General features: G+C 45.1%; 16 protein-coding genes, 3 pseudogenes and 1 riboswitch. Of the genes and pseudogenes, 15 read left to right on the forward strand and 4 right to left on the reverse strand.

Annotated features, from left to right (window positions below; translation table 11 throughout):
* Nucleotides 1-213 precede the first annotated feature (213 nt).
* Nucleotides 214-1,304, forward strand: a pseudogene (locus tag GT348_RS08535) (CorA family divalent cation transporter).
* 201 nt (nt 1,305-1,505) lie between these two features.
* Nucleotides 1,506-2,950, forward strand: a pseudogene (locus GT348_RS08540) (catalase).
* A 125-nt stretch (nt 2,951-3,075) separates the two neighbouring features.
* Here the strand turns inward: GT348_RS08540 and GT348_RS08545 are convergent.
* Complete coding sequence (locus tag GT348_RS08545; RefSeq protein WP_160619337.1) at nt 3,076-3,708, reverse strand: hypothetical protein; 633 nt, start codon at nt 3,706-3,708, stop codon at nt 3,076-3,078.
* 41 nt (nt 3,709-3,749) lie between these two features.
* Nucleotides 3,750-4,799: an A/G-specific adenine glycosylase gene (gene mutY, locus GT348_RS08550; RefSeq protein ID WP_160619338.1), complete on the reverse strand. Its 1,050-nt coding sequence runs from the start codon at nt 4,797-4,799 to the stop codon at nt 3,750-3,752.
* A gap of 10 nt (nt 4,800-4,809) precedes the next feature.
* On the opposite strand from mutY, the gene GT348_RS08555 reads away from it, so the two are divergent.
* The gene (locus GT348_RS08555) at nt 4,810-5,316 is read left to right on the forward strand and encodes a DciA family protein (protein WP_160619339.1); all 507 of its coding nucleotides are present in this window, start codon (nt 4,810-4,812) and stop codon (nt 5,314-5,316) included.
* Nucleotides 5,317-5,367: 51 nt separating this feature from the next.
* Here the strand turns inward: GT348_RS08555 and serB are convergent, their stop codons facing one another.
* The gene (gene serB, locus GT348_RS08560) at nt 5,368-6,261 is read right to left on the reverse strand and encodes a phosphoserine phosphatase SerB (RefSeq protein ID WP_160619340.1); all 894 of its coding nucleotides are present in this window, start codon (nt 6,259-6,261) and stop codon (nt 5,368-5,370) included.
* A gap of 45 nt (nt 6,262-6,306) precedes the next feature.
* On the opposite strand from serB, the gene miaA reads away from it, so the two are divergent.
* The 11 genes and pseudogenes from miaA to GT348_RS08615 all read left to right on the forward strand — a co-directional run bounded on the left by miaA (nt 6,307) and on the right by GT348_RS08615 (nt 18,872).
* Nucleotides 6,307-7,278, forward strand: coding sequence for a tRNA (adenosine(37)-N6)-dimethylallyltransferase MiaA (gene miaA, locus GT348_RS08565; RefSeq protein ID WP_160619341.1), 972 nt, complete (start codon nt 6,307-6,309; stop codon nt 7,276-7,278).
* Between the two features lie 54 nt (nt 7,279-7,332).
* Nucleotides 7,333-9,119, forward strand: a pseudogene (ilvB, locus tag GT348_RS08570) (biosynthetic-type acetolactate synthase large subunit).
* 55 nt (nt 9,120-9,174) lie between these two features.
* Nucleotides 9,175-10,194 (forward strand): ketol-acid reductoisomerase, encoded by a 1,020-nt coding sequence (gene ilvC / locus GT348_RS08575; protein WP_160619342.1) that lies wholly within the window; start codon nt 9,175-9,177, stop codon nt 10,192-10,194.
* 182 nt (nt 10,195-10,376) lie between these two features.
* Nucleotides 10,377-10,856 (forward strand): adenosylmethionine decarboxylase, encoded by a 480-nt coding sequence (gene speD, locus GT348_RS08580; RefSeq protein WP_160619343.1) that lies wholly within the window; start codon nt 10,377-10,379, stop codon nt 10,854-10,856.
* A 109-nt stretch (nt 10,857-10,965) separates the two neighbouring features.
* Nucleotides 10,966-11,838, forward strand: a complete 873-nt coding sequence (speE, locus tag GT348_RS08585) for a polyamine aminopropyltransferase (RefSeq protein ID WP_160619344.1) — start codon at nt 10,966-10,968, stop codon at nt 11,836-11,838.
* A gap of 25 nt (nt 11,839-11,863) precedes the next feature.
* Nucleotides 11,864-12,700 carry a 3-methyl-2-oxobutanoate hydroxymethyltransferase gene (gene panB, locus GT348_RS08590; protein ID WP_160619345.1) on the forward strand — a complete coding sequence of 279 codons (837 nt, stop codon included), beginning with the start codon at nt 11,864-11,866 and terminating at the stop codon, nt 12,698-12,700.
* 101 nt (nt 12,701-12,801) lie between these two features.
* Nucleotides 12,802-12,901, forward strand: a riboswitch (glycine riboswitch).
* Nucleotides 12,902-13,043: 142 nt separating this feature from the next.
* The gene (gene gcvT / locus GT348_RS08595; RefSeq protein ID WP_160619346.1) at nt 13,044-14,177 is read left to right on the forward strand and encodes a glycine cleavage system aminomethyltransferase GcvT; all 1,134 of its coding nucleotides are present in this window, start codon (nt 13,044-13,046) and stop codon (nt 14,175-14,177) included.
* A 17-nt stretch (nt 14,178-14,194) separates the two neighbouring features.
* The gene (gene gcvH / locus GT348_RS08600; RefSeq protein ID WP_160619347.1) at nt 14,195-14,554 is read left to right on the forward strand and encodes a glycine cleavage system protein GcvH; all 360 of its coding nucleotides are present in this window, start codon (nt 14,195-14,197) and stop codon (nt 14,552-14,554) included.
* Between the two features lie 44 nt (nt 14,555-14,598).
* Nucleotides 14,599-17,460, forward strand: a complete 2,862-nt coding sequence (gene gcvP, locus GT348_RS08605; RefSeq protein ID WP_160619348.1) for an aminomethyl-transferring glycine dehydrogenase — start codon at nt 14,599-14,601, stop codon at nt 17,458-17,460.
* 129 nt (nt 17,461-17,589) lie between these two features.
* Nucleotides 17,590-17,895: a putative quinol monooxygenase gene (locus tag GT348_RS08610; protein ID WP_160619349.1), complete on the forward strand. Its 306-nt coding sequence runs from the start codon at nt 17,590-17,592 to the stop codon at nt 17,893-17,895.
* Between the two features lie 17 nt (nt 17,896-17,912).
* Entirely contained in the window at nt 17,913-18,872 is a 960-nt protein-coding gene (locus GT348_RS08615; RefSeq protein WP_160619350.1) for an ROK family protein, read from the forward strand.
* Between the two features lie 113 nt (nt 18,873-18,985).
* Here the strand turns inward: GT348_RS08615 and glnA are convergent, their stop codons facing one another.
* Complete coding sequence (gene glnA / locus GT348_RS08620) at nt 18,986-20,443, reverse strand: type I glutamate--ammonia ligase (protein WP_160619518.1); 1,458 nt, start codon at nt 20,441-20,443, stop codon at nt 18,986-18,988.
* A 156-nt stretch (nt 20,444-20,599) separates the two neighbouring features.
* Between glnA and tldD the strand changes: the two genes are divergently transcribed.
* The gene (gene tldD / locus GT348_RS08625) at nt 20,600-22,081 is read left to right on the forward strand and encodes a metalloprotease TldD (protein ID WP_160619351.1); all 1,482 of its coding nucleotides are present in this window, start codon (nt 20,600-20,602) and stop codon (nt 22,079-22,081) included.
* Nucleotides 22,082-22,185 lie beyond the last annotated feature (104 nt).

A 22,185-nucleotide genomic window follows, 5' to 3' on the forward strand; every position in this document is an offset into this window, starting at 1 on the left:
ATTTATAGTGTTTTAATGTGGCATATATATTATATGAAAGTAATAAATGTTAATGTTTGAAATAAGGTATATAGAAAAATTAAAAATTTGTTCAAGCCTTCCTTTATAATATATAGAAGAGTGCCCAATTAAGGGGCATTCATCTTTATTGGGTTTTAAGGTAGTTTGTTTATTACATTAAACTGCAACGTTTTTTGCGATGGGGAGTAAGCCGTGTCTGACAGCACCGTTCGTAGCTTCCCTTTTGTTGTACTCGATCCTTCTCTCAAAAAAGAAGGACGTCCTCCCATTACCCAGGGTTTGGTTTGGGCTATCTGTGCAACTCCAGGAGCGGGGATACGCTCTTTAGAAGCCTCTGAAGTTAAGACCATTCTCGATTCCAGCACGCTTGCGCAACCCCATCTGGTTGGGAGTATGCAGCAAGAGGGTAGTTGGTTTTGGCTCCATTTCGACATGGTTCATAGTTCTGCACGGGCTAATGTTGCACGGCTTCCTAGCCTTCCCGAAGATGTGGGGGCAATGTTGGCAGAAACGGAATATGGCATAGCCCTAGAAGCTTCTGGTGATATAGTTTGGGGTCCTTCCCCGCTTTTGATGATGCCTTGGCAGAAGAGGATCGCGAAATTTGTGCGTGGCGTTTTGCTATGCGGCGGGATTTGCTCATTACCACGCGTCGCACACCTATTCCTATTTTAGGTGTCGCGTACCGAACTCTTAATAATGACTATGTACCACGTAATCCGGCTGGTGTTGTGGATATGGTTTTGAGAGATTTTACAAGTACAGTGCGCCGTCAGTTAGGCCAGCTTGATGATGAGCTTGACCGTGCAGAAGACGTGCTTTTACTGAGTGAGCGGGGTCACGATTTAGGGCATCTGGGAAGTATTGTTGGTAAAGTACGTCGTCGCACAACAGAATTACGCAGAGCTATGGTGCCCGTTGATCGTGTGCTGCGTGATGAGGATTTGGAGCTGCCAGATTGGGCAGAAGATGACTTGCGTGATCGGGGTGAACGTCAAGTTCATGCTGCTTTGGATGATCTGATTGCTCTTCACGATAGGGCGCGGTCTTTACAAGATGAGTTAGCTGCAAGTCAGGCAGAAGAAACGAATAGACGTCTCTACATTGTTTCAGTCATGACGACCTTGATGCTTCCGGCTACTTTTGTAACTGGCTTTTTTGGCATGAATACGGGAGGCATGTTTCTTGCTGAAGGCAGAATAGGAACGATCATTGCCGGAGGAATCTGTTTTTTGTCTATGGCTGTGACCTTCATTTTCATGAAACTGGCACGTCTTTTATAGATCAAGTTTTGCTGAGCAAAAGAAACAATCATTCATTTAAACGAGAGTTTAACGTTTTGTTGTTTAGCTTACTTAAGTCCTAGTCCCTCAAAAATTGGGCAATAGTTCATCGTGTTATTTTATTTGATAGCGAAGAAAAAATAGGATCAGAATTTTATCATGATGAGCAGTGCCTAGAGGGAAAACTAAAAGGAGACTGTTATGGCTGACAACATCATACGTACTACAGCAGGCGCCCCGTGGGTTAGTAACGAAGATAGTAAATCAGCAGGTAAAAGAGGACCACTCCTGCTGGAAAATTATCAACTTATTGAAAAATTGGCTCACCAAAACCGCGAACGAATTCCTGAGCGCACAGTTCATGCAAAGGGTTCAGGTGCACATGGCACTTTGACCGTTACGCACGATATTACCAAATATACGAAAGCATCCATATTTTCTAAAGTCGGCAAAAAAACGGACATGTTTCTTCGGTTTTCTGTCGTTGCTCCAGAAAGTGGGGGGCAGAGGCAGAGCGCGATGTACGCGGTGTTGCCATGAAGTTTTATACAGAAGACGGTAACTGGGATCTTGTAGGAAATAACACGCCAGTTTTCTTTGTGCGTGATCCTATAAAATTTCCTGATTTTATTCATACGCAAAAACGCCATCCCAAAACGCACCTACATTCACCTACAGCAAAATGGGACTTTTGGTCTTTAAGCCCCGAAAGTTTACATCAGGTAGCGATCTTATATTCGGATCGTGGTATTCCCCGTGGGTATCGCCATATGGATGCGTTTGGCAGCCATACTTTTTCTATGTGGAATGACAAAGGTGAACGCTACTGGGTTAAATTCCACTTTAAAACACAGCAAGGCAACGAATTTTTCACAAATGAAGAAGCCGCTGCTGTTATTGCCCAAACACGTGACAATGCCCAGGAAGATTTATATGGGGCAATTGAGAAAGGGGACTTCCCTCGCTGGACTCTTTACATCCAGGTGATGGAAGAAGCCGAAGCAGAACGTGTTTCGTTTAATCCGTTTGATGTGACGAAAGTCTGGAGTCACAAAGATTATCCTCTTATAGAGGTCGGTGTTTTAGAGCTTAACCGCAATCCAGAAAATTATTTTGCTGAAGTTGAGCAATCTTCTTTCTCACCGTCCAACATCGTGCCAGGTATTGGTTACTCACCCGATAAAATGTTGCAGGGACGTGTTTTTGCCTATGCAGATGCACACCGTTATCGTGTGGGGACACATTATGAAATGTTACCAATTAATCGTCCCAAATTTCCTGTAAAAAACTATCATCTAGACGGACAAATGCGTTTTGATGAGCCTAAAAATGGGGATGGAGATTTCTACGAGCCAAACTCTTTTGATGGACCTGTGCAGGATCTGAAAGAGGCCGAACCGCCATTGCGTGTTAGTGGGGATGCTACCTATTATGACCATCGCAGCGATGGTGATGATTATGCTCAGCCTGCAGCGCTGTTTCATCTTTTTAACGAAGAGCAAAAACAGCGTTTCTATAAAAATTTCGCTGGGGATATGCAGGGCGTTCCACAACATATTATTGACCGTCAATTAGGTCATTTTGAAAAAGCTGATCCGGAATGGGCAGAGGGTGTAAGAAAAGCCCTAAATGACATGAAATCCTAAATATTATAGGTTTTTCATCTGAAAAGAGCGCCTATCTTAAGATAGGCGCTCTTTTTGCATTTGACACAGAGAAAAAGTGTTTCAAAAAAGGAGGTAAAAAAGCACTTTCTCTATAACATTCCCAATTAAGAGGCAGACGCCAGACGTTTGATTGTGAAGCTGGCAGAACCTGTTGACCCTTCAGCAGGCTTAAAGGTCACTTTTAATGTGCTGTCAGGGCTCATCTCACCAATTGTGCGAAGCACATTCAGGTTTTGTCCAATCATGAAGCTGAAATCACCCAAGCGAGCAATATTGTCGCCCTCTGGTTTAAATGTAAGTGGAGCAACTTCCTGGCCAGAAGAATCACTAACAGTAGCGACTTTACGGTCGATAAGAGCAGAAAGGCCGTTAAGCATTTCTAGGGTAAGAGGAGCAAACATCTCCCAACCCATAAGCGCAGCAGAATTAAAGTGAGTTAGTTCGTTGCGGGGATTAACGCTGAACCAGGTATCACGGTCTTTGACGCGCAAACCGATGAGGTTATTTTTAGCATCTACCATCTCTAATTCAGGTAAAGAGCGTGGTAGGGAAGAACGCTTGCGCAGTACAGCCGTGGCGGGTAATTGCAGGGGTACAGATGCTAGTAAGAAAAGGTCAGGGTACTCACCGCTTGTAAATGGCTGGCGGATAAGCTCATCGCGAATAGGGTCGTGGCCGATAATGTGGCCAAACCAGTCAATAAGCCAAAGACGTGTCAAAGTAGATGCATCTTGCATTAAATAGTCTCCCTTTAATTTTATTATAGACCCTTGGCCTTTTAACCCTGGGCCAAAATAATACACTTTTTCATAGCACTTGATAGTGCGCTTGCTTTAGGAGGCTTAAAGCTACTATCAAAACATTTTATATCACGTATATCATATAAGTTCGAGGTCATCTCGTAAACGGTTAATATCAATATGAAATGGGTGAATATATGTTTGATTTCGCCTAATTTCTGCCAATTTTTTGTGATTGGAGCAAATTCCAGGGCCTCTTTTTCAGTCCAGGGTTTTTCTCTCCAGGGTGTTCCAGGAAGTTCATCTGTACCACCTAATAACCCTTGGGGAGGGCGCGTTCTGAGCAAGATATCTCCGTTAGGGTTTATGACTCGAAACACCACACCATAGCGTGTTGGACGCTGGGGTTTGGGGCTGCGTTTTGGCAGGTCTTTTGCGTTACCAGCCTTAAAAGCTTCGCAGTTTGTTTGGCAGGGACAAAGCAAACAGGAAGGGTTACGCGGTGTGCAGATTGTAGCTCCAAGGTCAAACAGGGCCTGAGCAAAATCTGAGGGCCGCTCTTGGGCTATGGCTGAGTTATTAAGTTTTGAGGCTTCCTGGTGCAAAAGGGCGCGGCTGGCAGGAAGCGGATCTTCAATTCCTCTTAACCGTGCTATTAAACGCTCGACATTGCCATCAATGGGGACAAAAGGTTGGTTAAAGGCAATGGAAGCAATAGCGCGAGATGTATAGGCGCCTATACCCGGTAGCTCCAATAGTTCATTGACGTCAGAAGGGAAAAACCCAATTTTGCTGACTTTTTGAGCGCAGGCATGTAGGTTTCTGGCCCGGGCGTAATATCCCAACCCTGCCCAAAGTTGTAAAACCTCATTTAACGGGGCTTGGGCAAGATCATGTACAGTAGGATAGGCTGCCAAAAAACGTTGATAATAAGGGATAACTGTTGCCACAACTGTTTGTTGGAGCATAATCTCACTCAGCCAAACACCGTAAGGGTCTGGTGTTTGGCCTGGGAGGGCTCTCCAAGGTAAAACACGTCGATTTTGGTCATACCAGGCGAGTAATAAAGAAGCTGTATCAGGTTTCACAAAGGTGCATATGAGTTATCAAGGCCGCGGACGCAAGAGGGCAAATTCTGCACAGTCAGGGTTTACACCCCCCAAACGATCTTATGGTGTGAGATCTATCGGGTCTTATGTGCCTAATTTAACGCGCCCGGCTTTTCAGAAAAAATCTCCCTTATTTACGCGACTGGTTCTTGATTGGGAGCAGTTTGTTGGAAAAACACTTTTCCAAATTAGCACACCTAAACGATTACATAATAATGTTCTTACAGTATCTTGCTATGGTCCGCAGGCTATTGAACTGCAATATAATGCTGTGCAAATTCTTGGCCGTATTAACGTCGCATGCGGCTTAAGGGACACCCAAAAACTAGTCCAACTAAAAATTGTTCAGGATAGGACTCTTTACCAGCCAATTAAAAAGCGAGTTCATCGCCCTATAGAGCCGCAGCCTGTGCCGGACGTTGCTGAAGGTTCTTTGCGTGAAGCATTAGAGCGTTTGGGCGGGCATATAAAAGCCCGGACCAAACGTTCTTATTAATTATTTTACCTAACTGTTAAAGCTAATCGTTTCACGTGAAACAAAAAAATATCAGGCTTCTATAAATGACGAAGCAGGGTAACCCTGGGCAAAGAGATGAGCACGCAGTGTTGCAAAATTAACCTGCTGAGCAATTTCTTTCCGTACAACCGGTTTGGCATGGAAAGCCAAACCTAAACCAGCCTCTTTCAGCATGGGAATATCATTTGAGCCATCTCCCGTTGTGAGGCTGGCTTTTAATTTGATACCACGCTCTTCGCAAAGCCTGTCTAAATGTTCGCGTTTTGATTCTGGCCCTAAAATATCACCTATCAAATTGCCGGTTATTTTACCGTCTTTGATTTCTAATTCATTGCCATAATTTTCATCAAAACCACAGCGTTCTGCAATGCGTTTTGTGTACCAGCTAAACCCGCCAGAAATTAAAGCTGTACGGGCACCATTTGCTTTCATTGTCTGCACAAGCTCGATAGCGCCAGCATTAAGTGTCAAATTCTGATAAACATCTTCCAAAGCCTTTTCAGGCATGTTTTTTAAAAAAGCTGTGCGTTCTCTCAAAGATGTTGCAAAATCTATCTCGCCATTCATGGCAGCTTTTGTCACTTGAGCAATTTTGTCACCGAGCCCAAGTAAGGTAGCAAGATCATCCAATGTTTCTCCGGTCAGAATCGTGCTGTCCATATCAGCAATCAGAACAGCTTTTCGGCGACCTCTATTTTTCGTTATGATCGTATCGACTTTATAGGGAGCCAATGTCGCCCGAATGGTTTCTATTGAAGCAGCTCCTTTTTCAGAAAGCGAAAAAGGGATATCAACTGCCTCTTTTTCAGAAAGAGTGACAGGGGCTGCCCCTTTGACAAGGTTGCGCGCGATATCAATAGCTTCTGCTGGAAGGGAATGATGGCGGCGATCAATAATTAGCGTCAAAACATTAGGAAAAGACACAGTGACTCTCGCTTATAGGCTAAAAATTATGGCAATAAATAAAGCATGATTGCTTCAAATATCGCCCTTATTGTGGCTGGACCAACCTGCTCGGGCAAGTCTGCATTAGCTTTGCGTTTGGCGCAACGTTTTGCGGGATCAATTATTAATGCGGATTCTATGCAGGTTTATCGTGATCTGCGCATTATAACGGCACGTCCTAATGATGAAGATCTTGGCCTTGTACCCCATAAACTTTATGGCGTGCTAGATGGTCATCAAACAGGAAGTGTAGCCTGGTGGCAGAAAGAAGCACTTGCAGCGCTCAAAGCCTGTCAGTCTGAAAATAGACTCCCTATTTTCTGTGGTGGGACGGGTATGTATTTGCGGTCTATCATAGAAGGATTGGTGGAAATCCCACCCCCTGGGCCTCAGGCACGAGAAGAGGCACGCTCTTTGTTGGAGTCTTTAGGGCCAGAGGGTCTTCATGCACGACTGTTAGAGCAGGACCCCGAAACAGCATCGCGTCTGCACATAACAGATTCCCAACGCCTGGCGCGCGCGTGGGAAGTTTTGAGAGGAACGGGGAAAGGTTTAAGTGCTTGGCAAAAAGAGCCGCAGCTTCCTCCGACAAATTATCGCTTTATTTCTGTGCGACTTGACCCCGATAGAACTCAGTTACGCCAAGCCATCGCTGAACGTTTTGCGGCAATGTTAAAAGCTGGTGCTCTGGAAGAAATAAAAGCGCTTTTGGAAAAAAATCTTTCTTCTTCACGGCCTATTATGCGTGCTCATGGTGTGCCCGAACTTATAGCTGTGGCTAAGGGCGAACTTTCTTTAGCGGAAGCCGAAGAAAAAGCTATAACGGCAACAAGGCAATATACACGCCGTCAGGCCACGTGGTTTCGTCATCATGCTTTGGGAAAAGATGAGGATAATATAATTTCATTTCAAAGATTTGGGGATAATGAGAAATTTTCGGAAAGTGAATTTCTAAAAATAGAAAATTTTATAACTCAAAGAATTGACAACCATTAGGTAAGTTTTTACGTTATTTTTGATTTTGCAATTTAATTTAGAGAGGAATCGCTCATGTCCCCTCATGATCATTCAGAAGCATCCGCTCAGACCCTCAATGGGGCTGAGGTACTTCTGCGCATTCTTGAGGAAGAAGGGGTGGATGTCATTTTCGGATATCCTGGTGGAGCGGTTCTTCCTATTTATGATGCGTTATTTAAACAAAATACCATTCGCCATATTTTAGTACGGCATGAACAGGCTGCTGTACATGCTGCCGAGGCCTATGCTCGCTCAACGGGCAAAGTTGGTGTTGTTCTGGTTACGTCAGGTCCTGGTGGAACAAATACAGTCACAGGCTTGATGGATGCAAAAATGGATTCTGTTCCTGTTGTGTGTTTGTCGGGGCAGGTGCCAGTTCCTCTTTTGGGCAAAGACGCTTTTCAGGAAGCTGATATTGTTGCCATTACAGCGCCGATCACAAAGAAAAGCACCATTGTCAAAACTCCAGACTCTCTGGCTTCTATTGTAAGAGACGCTTTTAAGACGGCTCGTTCAGGGCGTCCTGGTCCTGTGCTGGTTGATCTGCCTAAAAATATTACAACCTCTCCAGCGCCCCTGCCTCCTATTTCTGCAAAACAACCCGCAGAGGCGCCACAAAAAACAATTTCCAGCAAGTCTATTTCAGACGCTATTGCTGCGCTTGAAACTGCACGTCGCCCCTTTTCTATATTGGAGGGGGGTTAGTAAATGCTGGAGACGAAGCTGTTTCTCTTTTTAGAGAGCTGGCAGCGAAAACGGGCTTTCCTGTTACGTCTACTTTAATGGCTCTGGGTGCTTTTCCGGCGTCGCATGCTCAATCTCTAGGTATGATTGGTATGCATGGGGCTGTTGAAGCAAATATGGCAGCGCATGAATGTGATGTTCTGATTGCATTAGGCGCTCGTTTTGATGACCGTGTTACAGGGCGTGTTGATGCCTTTTCTCCCCACTCTTTTAAAATTCAGGCAGATATTGATCCGCGTGAATTTGGAAAGATTATTCCTGTAAATGTGACCCTTGAGGGTGATTTAACGGAAACATTAAGGTTATTGTTGCAATCATGGGGTGACAGATCAGCGCCTGACTTAAAAACATGGTGGGACAAGATTGAAAACTGGCGCGATGTTAAAGGTTTTTCCTTTGAACAAAGCCACGAACCGCATGCTGCGATCAAGCCACAATATGCGATCAGACGCCTTCATCAATTAAGCCAGGAACGAGGGAAAGAGACTTACGTCACAACCGAAGTAGGACAGCATCAGATGTGGGCTGCCCAACATTTTGGTTTTGAAAAGCCAGCCCATTGGTTGACATCAGGTGGGTTAGGAACAATGGGTTACGGGCTGCCTGCGACAGTAGGCGTGCAAATTGCCCATCCTGATGCTTTGGTTATCGACATTGCGGGAGAAGCCTCTACGCTCATGAATATCCAGGAGCTGGGGACGATTGTGCAATATCGCTTGCCGGTCAAAATTTTCATTCTCAATAATCATTATATGGGAATGGTACGGCAATGGCAGGAGCTTTTACATGGCTCCCGTTATTCGCAGTCTTATAGTGAATCCTTGCCTGATTTTGTCAGACTGGCTGAGTCTTTTGGCCTAAAAGGTTTACGAGCTCGCCATGTGGGTGAGCTTGATAAAGTTATTACTGAGATGTTGGCTTATGATGGGCCCGTCTTGGCTGATATTTGTGTTGCTGAAGAAGAGAATTGTTATCCAATGATTCCTTCTGGAGCTGCACATAACCAGATGCTCCTTGGCCCGGATCGCGTTTATGGCGGTGCCGAGCTAACGGAAGAGGGGAAGCACCTCGTTTAAGGCATAATCATTTAAAATTTTCGAGATGTTAAAGTCATAAAAGGAGAGCCGAGTCATGCGTGTATATTATGATCGTGATGCAGATCTGAATTTGATTAAGGGTAAGAAAGTTGCTGTAATTGGCTATGGTAGCCAGGGCCATGCTCATGCAAACAACTTAAAAGATAGTGGTGTAGCCGAAGTTATTATTGCTCTTCGTCCAGGTTCACAGGCTGCCCCAAAGGCTGAAGCTGCTGGTTTTAAGGTTGTTACCCCAGCTGAAGCTGCTGCATGGGCTGACGTTGTCATGATTTTGACACCTGATGAAATTCAGGGTGATCTTTATAAAACAGAGTTGGAAGCCAATCTGAAAAAGGGCGCAGCTTTAGCATTTGCTCACGGTTTAGCTATTCATTTCCGCTTAATTGAGCCACGCCCTGATCTGGATGTTTTCTTAATTGCTCCAAAAGGCCCAGGCCATACGGTGCGTTCTGAATATAAACGCGGTGGCGGTGTTCCTTGTTTGGTTGCTGTAGCACAAAATGCTTCTGGCCATGCTTTAGATATTGCTCTTTCCTATGCTTCAGCCATTGGTGGCGGACGTTCAGGCGTTATTGAAACAAGCTTCAGAGAAGAAACAGAGACAGATCTGTTTGGTGAGCAGGCTGTGCTTTGCGGTGGAACGGTCGACCTGATTCGTGCTGGATTCGAAACATTGGTCGAAGCTGGCTATGCACCAGAAATGGCTTATTTTGAATGTTTGCATGAAATGAAGCTGATCGTTGATCTGCTTTATGAAGGTGGTATTTCTAACGTTAACTACTCAATTTCTAATACAGCTGAGTATGGGGAATATGTTAGCGGTCCACGTATCATCACAAGTGATACAAAAGCAGAAATGAAACGTGTTCTAAAAGACATTCAGGATGGGACGTTCGTTCGGAACTTCATTCTGGAGAACAAATCTGGAAAAGTGCAGTTTAAAGCCACACGCGCTCGCAATGATGAGCATCAGATTGAAACAGTTGGCGCAAAATTACGCGATATGATGCCTTGGATCGCCAAAGGCAAATTGGTTGATAAAACACGCAACTAAGTAATTTAAAAAAGTCTTCCTCTTTTAATAATAGAGGAAGGCTTTTTTTAAATAATAAGTTACAAATATATAAAACTTAAGAAAATGCTTGCATAAAGGAAAGAAGGGCGTTAACAAGCATCCCTTCCTTGGCCCTGGGGCATGCAAGCCCCGCAGGCCGTCTACTGGTTTGGGGGTACGTGATGAACGCACTTGCTCAACTGGGGATGGTATCGGGTTTCCCGAGAGATATCCAGAATATTGACGCAGTCCACGCAGATGAAGAGCGTAAGGACTATTTTATCACTCGCGACGGCGAAAGCTTTGCGGGTAATCATCTTCTTGTAGATTTTTGGGACTCCAAAAATCTTGATAATCCCAAAAGGATTGATGAAACTTTGCGACGGGCGGCTGAGGCAGCCGGGGCAACTATCCTGCATAGCCATTTCCATCATTTTACACCAAATGGTGGTGTATCTGGTGTGCTCGTACTGGCAGAAAGCCACATTTCAATTCATACATGGCCAGAACGTCATTATGCTGCGGTTGACGTTTTTATGTGTGGCGCCTGCGATCCGAATTTAACCATTCCTGTTATGCAGGAACTGTTTCAGGCAAAACGTGTTGAGGTTGATGCCCTAAGGCGCGGTCGCGTAGCCCAGAATGCGCGAAAACTAGGCTAAGTTTAACGCGTATATATTGTTTATACAGGTCAGAATTCCGCTAACATATTTACGTTAGTCAGGTTTTCTGGCCTGTTATTTTATGGCGGATGGAAGAAGAAATAAGATTATGGCTGATATTTGGCTCAATGAGACTCTTTACCCAGATTGGGGACAACGCTTTCAGGTTGAGCGTGAACTGGCTCATGTGAAATCACCTTTCCAGGATATTGTTGTCTTTGAAAGTACAAGCCATGGTCGTGTCTTAGTGCTTGATGGTGTTATACAAATCACAGAGCGTGATGAATTTATCTATCAGGAAATGTTGGCACATGTCCCACTTCTGACTCACCCAAAGGCAGAACGTGTCCTGATTATCGGGGCTGGTGATGGTGGTGTGTTACGGCGTGTTTTACAGCACAAAACTGTCAAAAAAGCTGTCATGGTCGAAATTGATGGGGATGTGATTGAATTATCTAAAAAATATCTCCCAGCCATAGCTGGTGACGCCTGGAATGATGATCGTGCTGAAGTGATTGTCGGTGACGGGATAGATTATGTTGCGAAAGCAAATGATGGATCTTTTGATGTTATTATCGTTGATAGCACTGATCCTATTGGCGTTGGCGAAGTTCTCTTTACAGATGAATTTTATAAAAATTGTGCCCGTATACTCTCTGATGAAGGTGTCATAGTTAATCAATGCGGGGTGCCTTTTATGCAGGCAGATGAGCTTAGGGAAACAAGCCTCCGACGTGCTAAATTTTTCCCACATGTAACGGCTTATGTAGCGGCTGTTCCGACCTATGTTGGTGGGTTTATGACGCTCGGGATGGCTAAAAAAGGCAGCAAACCAGAGGAACTTACGGTAGAGAATATTCAGAAACGCGCTCAGCTAGCTGGTATTAATGGGCAGTGTCGTTACTGGACAGCGCAGGTTCATTGGAGCGCCTTTCAACTACCACCTTATATTGCTGAGCATCTTCCGGTTTCTCAGGGCTAATCTTTAATAAAGAGGTTATATTATTATGCGCCGCATGACTGTTGCTGACATTCGAAAAATGAAGGCTGAGAAGAAGCCGATCGCTATGATAACGGCTTATGATTATTCTTCTGCCCTGATAGCTGAAAAAGCTGGGGTTCCCATGTTATTAGTGGGTGATTCACTAGCAATGGTTATGCACGGCCATGAAACAACGCTCCCGGTAAGCGTAGAGAGCATGATTTTGCATGCTCAAATGGTCATGAGAGGGAGCAAACAGGCTCTCATTGTTGTTGATATGCCTTTTCTGAGTTATGCGACAGAACAGGATGCGGTTCATGCAGCGCGTCGCATTATGCAGGAGGGAGGAGGACACGCCCTGAAATTAGAGGGCGGTGTAGAAGTTGTCCCCATGATCCGGCGTCTGACAGAAATGGGTGTGCCTGTTATGGGGCATCTTGGCTTAACCCCACAATCACAACATCAAATTGGCCTGCGTGTTCAGGCACGTGATGAACAGGCGGCCCGTAAATTGGTTGAAGATGCTCTAACGCTTGAAAAAGCAGGTGCCTTTGCCATTGTCATGGAGGTTGTTCCCGCCGAACTTGCTGCCCTGATTGCGCGCCTTGTCTCTATTCCTATTATTGGTATTGGAGCTGGGGCAGGATGCGATGGGCAGGTCCAGGTGTGGCATGATGTGCTCGGTATTTTTGATGGTAAATCGCCTCGTCATGCAAAACGTTTTGCTGAAATCGGTGAAATGATGACAAAAGCTGTTGCTCATTATGTCAGTGATGTTGAAAATAAATCTTTCCCTACCTCTGCTCAAAGTGCCACAATGAATGCAGAAATTTTAGCAGAAATTGAAAGAGATTATCGCTGATAAAACCAGGCGTTATCTTCCTTTTGAAGTGATGAAATTTTATTCTTTTCAACGACAGAGAAAATAGATTGTCAGTCATAAATTAAGCTGGCAATGTATCACGAATCGTTACGGGAGAGATCAGTTTTAGCCTAGGCTGAGACTGACGCCGAAGGAGCAACCGCCCCGGAAACTCTCAGGCAGAAGAACCATAGCGATTTTACATTCTGGAGAGTGGTGCCTTAAGCACCCGCCGACGGGATAATGATCTCAGGCTGAAGGACAGAAGGGGCCTTGCGACAATGTAATCACACATTGGAGCATTAGGTTATAGTTTGTTCCTTCTGCCGAGGCCAATTTGCCGATGACTGAGTCTCTTCTCCATACTCCTCTTTATAATTTACATATCTCGCTCGGCGCTAAAATGGTGCCTTTTGCTGGATATGCCATGCCCGTTCAATATCCCAAAGGGGTTATGGAGGAGCATAAACATACACGCCAAAAAGCGGGGCTTTTTGATGTTTCCCATATGGGGCAGTTACGTCTGAAAGCTAAATCAGGCAGCGTAGAGGCCGCTTTAAGCGCTTTTGAAACGCTTGTGCCTATGGATTTTTGCGGTTTGGCTGAAAATCGTCAACGTTATGCTCTTTTAACGAATGAGCAAGGCGGCATACGTGATGATCTTATGGTTGCCCGCCAAAAAGATGATTTATTCATTGTTGTTAATGCCGCCTGTAAAGAAGCTGATGCAACTTATATTGAAAAAGCATTGATAGATGAATGTATCATTGAGCGGCAGTTTGATCGTGCATTATTGGCTTTACAAGGGCCAAAAGCCGTCGAGGTTATAAGTCAGTTTTTTCCAGAAGCCGCTTCAATGCGCTTTATGGATTGCATAATGACACGTTATGAAGGCCAGGACATTACTTTATCCCGCTCTGGTTATACGGGTGAAGATGGCTACGAAATTGGCCTTCCTGCTGAAATTGCCGAAAGTTTTGCAAAAGCTTTATTGTCTCACCCAGATGTGGAGCCTATCGGGCTTGGTGCGCGTGATTCATTACGTCTGGAAGCTGGTTTGTGTCTTTATGGTAACGATATTGATAGCACCACAACACCTATCGAAGCGTCTTTAATTTGGGCTATTCAAAAAGCGCGCCGCCCTGGAGGTGCACGTGAAAATGGTTATCCTGGAGCTGAAATCATTTCGAAACAAATACAAAATGGCACCAAGCGTGTTCGTGTAGGGCTTCAGCCTGAAGGGCGGGCGCCTGTTCGTGCTGGAGTTGAGTTATTTGCTGATGAGACTGCACAGGAAAAAATAGGGATTGTCACTTCTGGTGGCTTTGGTCCAACCTTTGGTGGTCCTGTGGCTATGGGCTATGTCCAGGCACCCTTGTCTGAAGTGAATACGCAGCTATTTGCTTCTTTGCGTGGGAAAATCGTGCCGGTCACTGTACATGTACTGCCTTTCATTCCCGCTGGTTTTAAACGTTAATTAAAAAGGTATTTTTCATGACAACACGTTATACAAAGACTCACGAATGGGTTCGCCTTGAGGGTGATATTGCTACAGTTGGTATCACAGCTCACGCTGCTGACGAGCTTGGTGAACTCGTTTTTGCCGAGGGTAAAGATGAGGGCACAGAAGTTACGTCCGGCGATGCTGTGGCTGTTGTTGAGTCTGTTAAAGCCGCTTCAGATATTTATGCCCCAGTAGGTGGTATCATTAAAGAATTTAATACAAACCTGTCAGATGATCCAACTCTAATCAATAAAGACCCTGAAAATGAGGGCTGGATTATAAAACTTAAAGTTGCTGATTCAGAAGAGCTGGATGCACTGCTTTCGGCTGAGCAATACGCAGCCCTTTAATTGTCAAAAGCCCCAATATTAATAATCTTAGCTGGTAGACTCATATGACCATAAGCTGGCCCGAGCAAAACGCATCTTTTAGCCAACGACACATTGGCCCCCGTCATCAAGATCAAGTCGCGATGCTTCAGAGTTTAGGCGTAAACTCTATGGCGGCGCTGATGGAGAAGGTTGTACCAGCTTCTATTCGTCCCTCTGCTTTAACGGATGAAGGGGCGGCGTCTATTGGGGCTTCCTTAAGTGAAATAGAGGCTTTGCAGCGCCTCAAATCAATGGCTTGCCAAAATAAAGTCATGGTTTCCATGATCGGGCAAGGATATTATGACACATTCTTACCCCCCGTCATTTTGCGCAGCGTCCTTGAAAATCCTGCATGGTACACAGCTTATACCCCTTATCAGCCTGAAATTAGTCAGGGGCGTCTTGAGGCGCTGTTAAACTTTCAGACCCTTGTTACAGAATTAACGGGTTTAGATATCGCTAATGCGTCATTGCTGGATGAAGCAACAGCTTGTGCAGAAGCCATGGCCATGGCGCGCCGTGTCAGCCGGGTAAAGACACAGCGTTTCTTTATTGATCAGGATACGCACCCACAAATTCTGGCCGTCATGCAGATGAGGGCAGAACCTCAGGGCTGGGAACTCGTTATTGGCAACCCAGAAACAGATCTCGATCCACAAAATATTTTTGGGGCTTTGTTTTCTTATCCTGGTTCATCAGGTGCTGCTCGTAATCCTCAGCCTTATATTGAAGCCATTCATCAGGCGGGGGGCATTGTCAGTCTGACATGTGATCCATTGGCCCTTATGATTTTAAAATCACCAGGGTCTTTGGGGGCTGACATAGCCATAGGCTCCATGCAGCGTTTTGGAACGCCAATGGGTAATGGTGGCCCTCATGCGGCTTTTATGGCAACGAAAGAAGCCTATAAGCGCCATATGCCAGGTCGGATTGTCGGTATTTCTCGTGATAGTCATGGAAAACCCGCTTTACGTTTGGCATTGCAAACACGTGAACAGCATATTCGTCGTGAGAAAGCGACGTCGAATATTTGTACAGCACAGGCTCTGCCTGCTATGATTTCTGCTTTTTACGCGCTTTATCATGGGCCTCAGAACCTCACGGCTATTGCCAAACGTGTTCATCTTTTTGCGTTGATCTTAGCAGCTGGCCTCAAAGAGCTTGGTTTCTCCATTGAAACAACATCTTATTTCGATACAGTTACAGTTAAGGCTGGGGAGAAAGCTGCACAAATTTTAGACATTGCGCGCAAGGCTGGAATTAATCTTCGTGACAGCGGAAATGGTAAAATTGGCCTTTCCTGCGATGAGCTGACAACAGCGGAGATCATAAAAAAATTATGGCGCTCTTTTGGTGCTAGCGAGACGGAAATTCAGTCTTTAGAGCAGAAACTTTCTGTATCAGAAAACTTACCTCATGACCTTCAGCGTGAAGGGGTGGCTTTAACGCATCCTATTTTTGAGACTTATCACTCAGAAACAGAGATGATGCGTTATCTTCGTTGTCTGGCTGATAAAGATTTAGCATTGGACCGTAGCATGATTCCGCTGGGTTCATGCACCATGAAGCTTAATCCTGCTGCTGCAATGGCTCCTATTACATGGCCAGAATTTTCTCAGATTCATCCTTTTGCTCCTGCCGGGCAGAAAAAAGGATATGCTGAACTGTTTAAGTATCTTGAAAATGCTCTATGCCATATTTCAGGCTATGACGCTGTCTCTCTACAGCCTAACTCCGGTGCTCAGGGTGAGTTTGCTGGTTTGATGGCCATTCGTGCCTATCATGAAGCACGAGGCGAGAAAGATCGTTCTATATGCCTTATTCCAGCCTCTGCTCACGGCACTAATCCAGCCTCTGCCCAAATGGCAAGTATGGATGTCGTGGTAGTGGCTTGTGATGAAGCTGGTAATGTTGATGTTGAAGATCTCAAAGTTAAGCTCAAGCGTTATGAAGGGCGCGTCGCAGCCATCATGATCACCTATCCCTCAACACATGGTGTGTTTGAGGAACGGGTTACCGAGATATGTGATCTTGTGCATCAGGCTGGCGGACAGGTTTATCTCGATGGTGCCAATATGAACGCACAAGTAGGACTAGCGCGCCCTGGTCGCTACGGTGCTGATGTCTCACATTTTAATTTGCACAAAACCTTTTGTATTCCTCATGGCGGCGGTGGGCCAGGTATGGGACCAATTGGTGTAAGATCTCATCTTGCACCGTACCTTCCAGAGACGGAGCTTGCTGATAAGGCGCGTCTCGTTTCTGCTGCACCTTATGGATCGGCATCTGTATTACCAATATCGGCTGCTTATATCATGATGATGGGCGATGATGGGCTTCGCCAGGCTTCAGAAGTAGCGATATTAAATGCCAATTACATTGCCCACCGTCTAAGTGGTGCCTATAAAATCCTGTTCCGTGGCAATAATGGCTTTACGGCGCATGAATGTATTCTTGATATGCGTCCATTTAAAGATGAGCTTGGCATTACTATTGATGATATTGCCAAGCGTCTCATTGATTATGGCTTTCATGCACCAACAGTCAGCTTTCCAGTTCCTGGGACATTAATGATTGAGCCAACCGAATCAGAGAGTCTTGTAGAATTGGATCGATTCTGTGGTGCCATGTTGGCTATTCGTGAAGAAATATCTGCAATAGAGGCCAAACAGATTTCTCTGGAAGATAGCCCTTTGCGTCATGCTCCTCATACAGCCCGTGATCTTATTTCTGAGTGGCAGCGGCCTTATAGTCGGGAAGAAGGCGCTTATCCAAAAGCTTTGGAAGGCGAAAAATATTGGGCTCCGGTTGGACGCATAGATAATGCCTGGGGTGACAGAAATTTAATATGCACATGCCCAGATATCCAAAGTTACGCAGAATAAAGCGGGGAACGGGGAATAATTTTACGCTGGTAATGTTTTTTTCACGAGAATGTTACTACCCTGTGAGCTTGCTTAGAAACTCTAAGCAGCTCATGCAGGATAAGTGGTTAATTTAATAAAAAGGCCTTAATGATGAGTGAGCCCGTTTATCTCACGGCTATTATAGAAGTAGCACCACAACATGCTGACCAGGCAGATCGCGCAATGCAAGATTGCATTGCGCACTCGCGTAAGGAAAAAGCATGCCAGCGTTATTTTATCTACCGTGATCTTGAAAAGCCTGGGCGTTTCGTCGCAAATGAGATTTGGGCCTCTAGTGAAGGGTTAGATGCTCATAGCGCATCGCCTCATTTTCAAGCTCTTATAGCAACTTTAAAGACATTAAGTGCTAAAATAGAGATTATGAAAGTTTCTCCCATCGAGCCACAGGCCTAATACGGAGCTATAAATAGATGGCAGATTATCGCTTAGGTGTTGATTTTGGTGGAACCAAAATTGAAATTCTCGCCTTGGATCGATCAGGGAAAGAAATCTTAAGAGAGCGCGTTCCTGATCCGAATATTTATGAAGATGCAGTTCTTGCTGTCAGAGATCTTGTCCTAGCGACAGAGCAGAAAATTGGTGCCGTACCAGGTCATCGCGTTTCTGGCACACAGCCTACGTCTACTCTAGGGATAGGCATTCCAGGTTCACTATCACCAGAAGCCGGTTTGGTTCGGAATTCAAATTCCGTATGGCTAAATAACAAGCCTTTTGGTCGTGACCTGGAAGAAGCTCTTGATCGCCCCATAAGGGTAGAGAATGATGCTAACTGTTTTGCTTTATCTGAAGCTGTAGATGGAGCAGGCAAGGGCTATAATACGGTTTTAGGTGTAATTATTGGTACGGGTATGGGGGGCGGTATTGTCTCAAATGCTCGTATTCTTCAGGGACGCCATCATATTGCTGGTGAGTGGGGCCATATTCCTCTTCCCTGGATGACAGATGAAGACCGTCCTGCCAGAAAATGCTTTTGTGGTAATGAAGGTTGTCAAGAACGCTATCTTTGTGGGCCTGCCTTAGCACAAGAATGGAAAGGCCCTGGTGCTGATCGCTCTACACATGGAATTGAAGAAGCCGCCCGTGATGGTGACCCTAAAGCTATCCGTGCTTTAGATCTTTACATGGAACGCTTTGCCCGTGCTTGCGGCCAGATTGTTAACTTCCTGGATCCTGACGTCATTGTACTTGGGGGTGGGGTTTCTAATCTAAAGAGCATTTATGAGCGCGTGCCCAAATTGCTTCCCCAGCATGTTATTACCTCTCCTTGCGTAACACCTATTGTGCAAAATCGCCATGGTGATAGCTCAGGTGTGCGTGGTGCTGCATGGCTTTGGGATATTGATGAAACTGGGGCTCCACCCAGTGTCTAATCTCTAAAGATTATTCCATAAAAAAGGAGCTTAGCTGGTTATCAGGTAAGCTCCTTTTTTTGTGTCGTCTTTTCTCAAAAAGCCGGTCTCTACGAAACCGGCTTTCTTTGTGATTAGACAGAGTAATACATTTCGAACTCAACAGGGTGAGGGGTGTGCTCAAAGCGGTGAACATCGTGCCACTTAAGAGCAATATAACTTTCGATTTGGTCTTTAGTGAAAACGTTTCCTTCTAAAAGGAAGTCGTGATCAGCTTCAAGAGACTCCAGTGCTTCACGAAGGGAGCCACAAACCGTTGGGATTTGTTTGAGTTCTTCTGGTGGAAGTTCGTAAAGATCCTTATCCATAGCATCACCAGGGTGAATCTTGTTACGAATACCATCAAGCCCAGCCATCAACATTGCGCTAAAAGCAAGATATGGATTGGCTGTTGGATCAGGGAAACGAACTTCAACGCGTTTTGCCTTGGGGCCTGTGGCGTATGGAATACGGCAGGAGGCAGAACGATTAGCCGAAGAATATGCTAAAAGAACAGGTGCCTCAAACCCGGGGATAAGGCGCTTGTAAGAATTGGTTGAAGGATTTGTAAACGCATTAAGCGCTTTTGCATGCTTAATGATGCCGCCAATATAATATAAGGCTGTTTCAGAAAGCTCAGCATAACCGTCACCAGCAAAGCATGGTTTGCCATCTTTCCAGATCGATTGGTGAACATGCATACCTGAGCCATTATCTCCCATAATGGGTTTTGGCATGAAGGTTGCTGTTTTGCCGTAGGAATGGGCTACGTTATGGACGCAATATTTGAAGATCTGCATATAGTCAGCAGATTGCACAAGGGTTGCAAATTTTGTGCCAAGTTCATGCTGGCTGCGTGCAACCTCGTGATGGTGTTTTTCAATGGGTAGTCCCATTTCACCCATTGTTGTAAGCATTTCAGCACGAAGGTCATTTTCGCTATCAACGGGAGGAACAGGGAAATAACCTCCTTTTAGCCCAGGGCGGTGCCCCATATTTCCTTCTGGATAGTCTTTCATAGAGGCGCCGGGGCCTTCGATGCTATCAAGTTGATAGGTGCCGAAATTCTCGCCAGTACCAAAGCGTACGTTATCAAAAATGAAAAACTCTGCTTCAGGGCCAAAAAAAGCAGTATCGCCCAAACCACTTTCTACAAGATATTTTTCTGCTAACCGTGCTGTTGAACGTGGGTCGCGATTATAGAAGTTCATCGTTTTCGGATCGACGACATCGCAAATAAGAATTAGTTGTGGACGGGCTGAAAAAGGATCCATAACAGCAGTTGATGGATCAGGTAAAAGCATCATGTCTGATTCGTTAATAGCTTTCCATCCTTGAATGGAAGAGCCATCGAACATGAAACCATTTACAAAGCTATCTTCATCAATGGTGACAACGGCTTGAGTTGTGTGGTGCCATTTTCCTTTAGGATCAGTAAAGCGCAGATCAACAAATTCTACGCCATTTTCCTGAATAAGATCAAAAACATGCTGTACGGCTGCTTTATCAGGAGTAATTTTCTTTGGGGAAGAAGGGGTCGTTGTCTTGGCCATCATTCGTGCCTCGCCACAATTTAGACTATAATCATAACGATTACGAGATATTCGCAGTGTTGTCGAGAGCTTGCACTAAGTTTATTGAATATGGGACAATAGAAACTTTGTTATTTTGTATGTTTGGGGAAGGCATGCTCCCCTTGGAGAAATTTGATGTTTTTACCTTCTGTTTCTGAAGCGAATAAAATTTCAGATTCCCTCTTTTTTGAAACACTCAGCAAGGAGTGGACGCCTGTAGATGTCGAAAAAGAGCTGAATCAGTCTCTCCAGGGAGTAGATGATGGCGAGCTATTTTTGGAGTATCGCGAGACTGAAACTCTTGGCCTTGAGGAGGGCATATTAAGGCGCTCCAGCTTTAATCGTTCTTGTGGTTTTGGGTTAAGGGCCATTAAGGGTGAGCAGACTGTCTTTGCCCATTCAGATTGCTTGAGTCTGGCTTCTCTAAAGCGCGCGGGGCAAACTCTTTCTGTGTTGGACCGCCATGAAAACCGTAAGCCGAATATAACAGAACAACCAGCTTCTTTATCTGCACCACTTTATAGTGCCACTCATCCATTGCATGATAGTCAGTTTGCCAAGCGTGTGTCATTACTCAAGGAAATTGATGCTTATGCGCGTTCTTTGGATTCTCGTGTGGTGCAAGTAAATGCCACGCTTTTTTCCGAGTGGCAGGTCATTAAAATTCTGCGTCCTGCCTGTTTGAGCCTGGGGCAGACAACAGATCTTGTAGATATCAGACCTTTAGTGCGTTTAGATGTGACGCTTGTGGTTAAAGAAAATAACCAGCAAGAGAGCGGGCATTATGGGCAAGGTGGCCGTTACAGCTTACAGCGTTTATCTGAGCCAGATATGTGGCAGAATATGATTAAAGAGGCTTTGCGGCAGGCTCTTGTAAAATTGGAGTCTGTTCCAGCTCCGGCGGGCGAAATGCCAGTTATCCTGGGGGCTGGATGGCCAGGCATTCTGCTTCATGAAGCCGTAGGACATGGATTAGAAGGTGATTTTAATCGTAAAAAAACTTCGGTTTTTACTGATAAAATTGGGCACAAGGTTGCCGCTGCGGGAGTGACAGTTATCGATGATGGTACCCTCCCTGAAAGACGTGGGTCTTTGACAATAGATGATGAAGGAACACCGACGAATCGAACGGTCTTAATCGAAAACGGTATTCTGAAATCTTATATTCATGATCGGCTCAATGCGCGCTTGTCAGGACAGAAAGCAACCGGTAACGGACGACGAGAATCCTATGCTCACGCACCTTTGCCTCGTATGACCAATACGCTTATGGCACCGGGAGATGCTGATACTGATCACATGATCCGGTCAACAGATCGTGGTTTATATGCTGTAAATTTTGGAGGCGGTCAGGTTGATATTACGTCAGGTAAATTTGTTTTTGCCGCCTCAGAAGCATATTTGATTGAAAATGGGCGTGTTACAAAACCTGTAAAAGGGGCTACTTTAATAGGGAGTGGCGCTGAAGTTATGCAGAAAATAGAGCTTATTGGCTCTGAGGTGAAGCTTGACCCAGGTATTGGTACTTGCGGCAAATCTGGCCAAGGTGTGCCCGTTGGTGTAGGGCAGCCTATGATTAAAGTTGCAGGATTAACGATAGGGGGTATTGCATCTTAGTGCTTTTGATGTCGTAATGATTAAATCTTTCGGAATAATTAAATTTTCTTTAGGTTGCTAGTCCATGACCAACGCAGTGCGTTTCTCATCTATTCTCTTTAGCT

This window comes from Aristophania vespae, assembly GCF_009906835.1.
GTDB lineage: Bacteria > Pseudomonadota > Alphaproteobacteria > Acetobacterales > Acetobacteraceae > Aristophania > Aristophania vespae.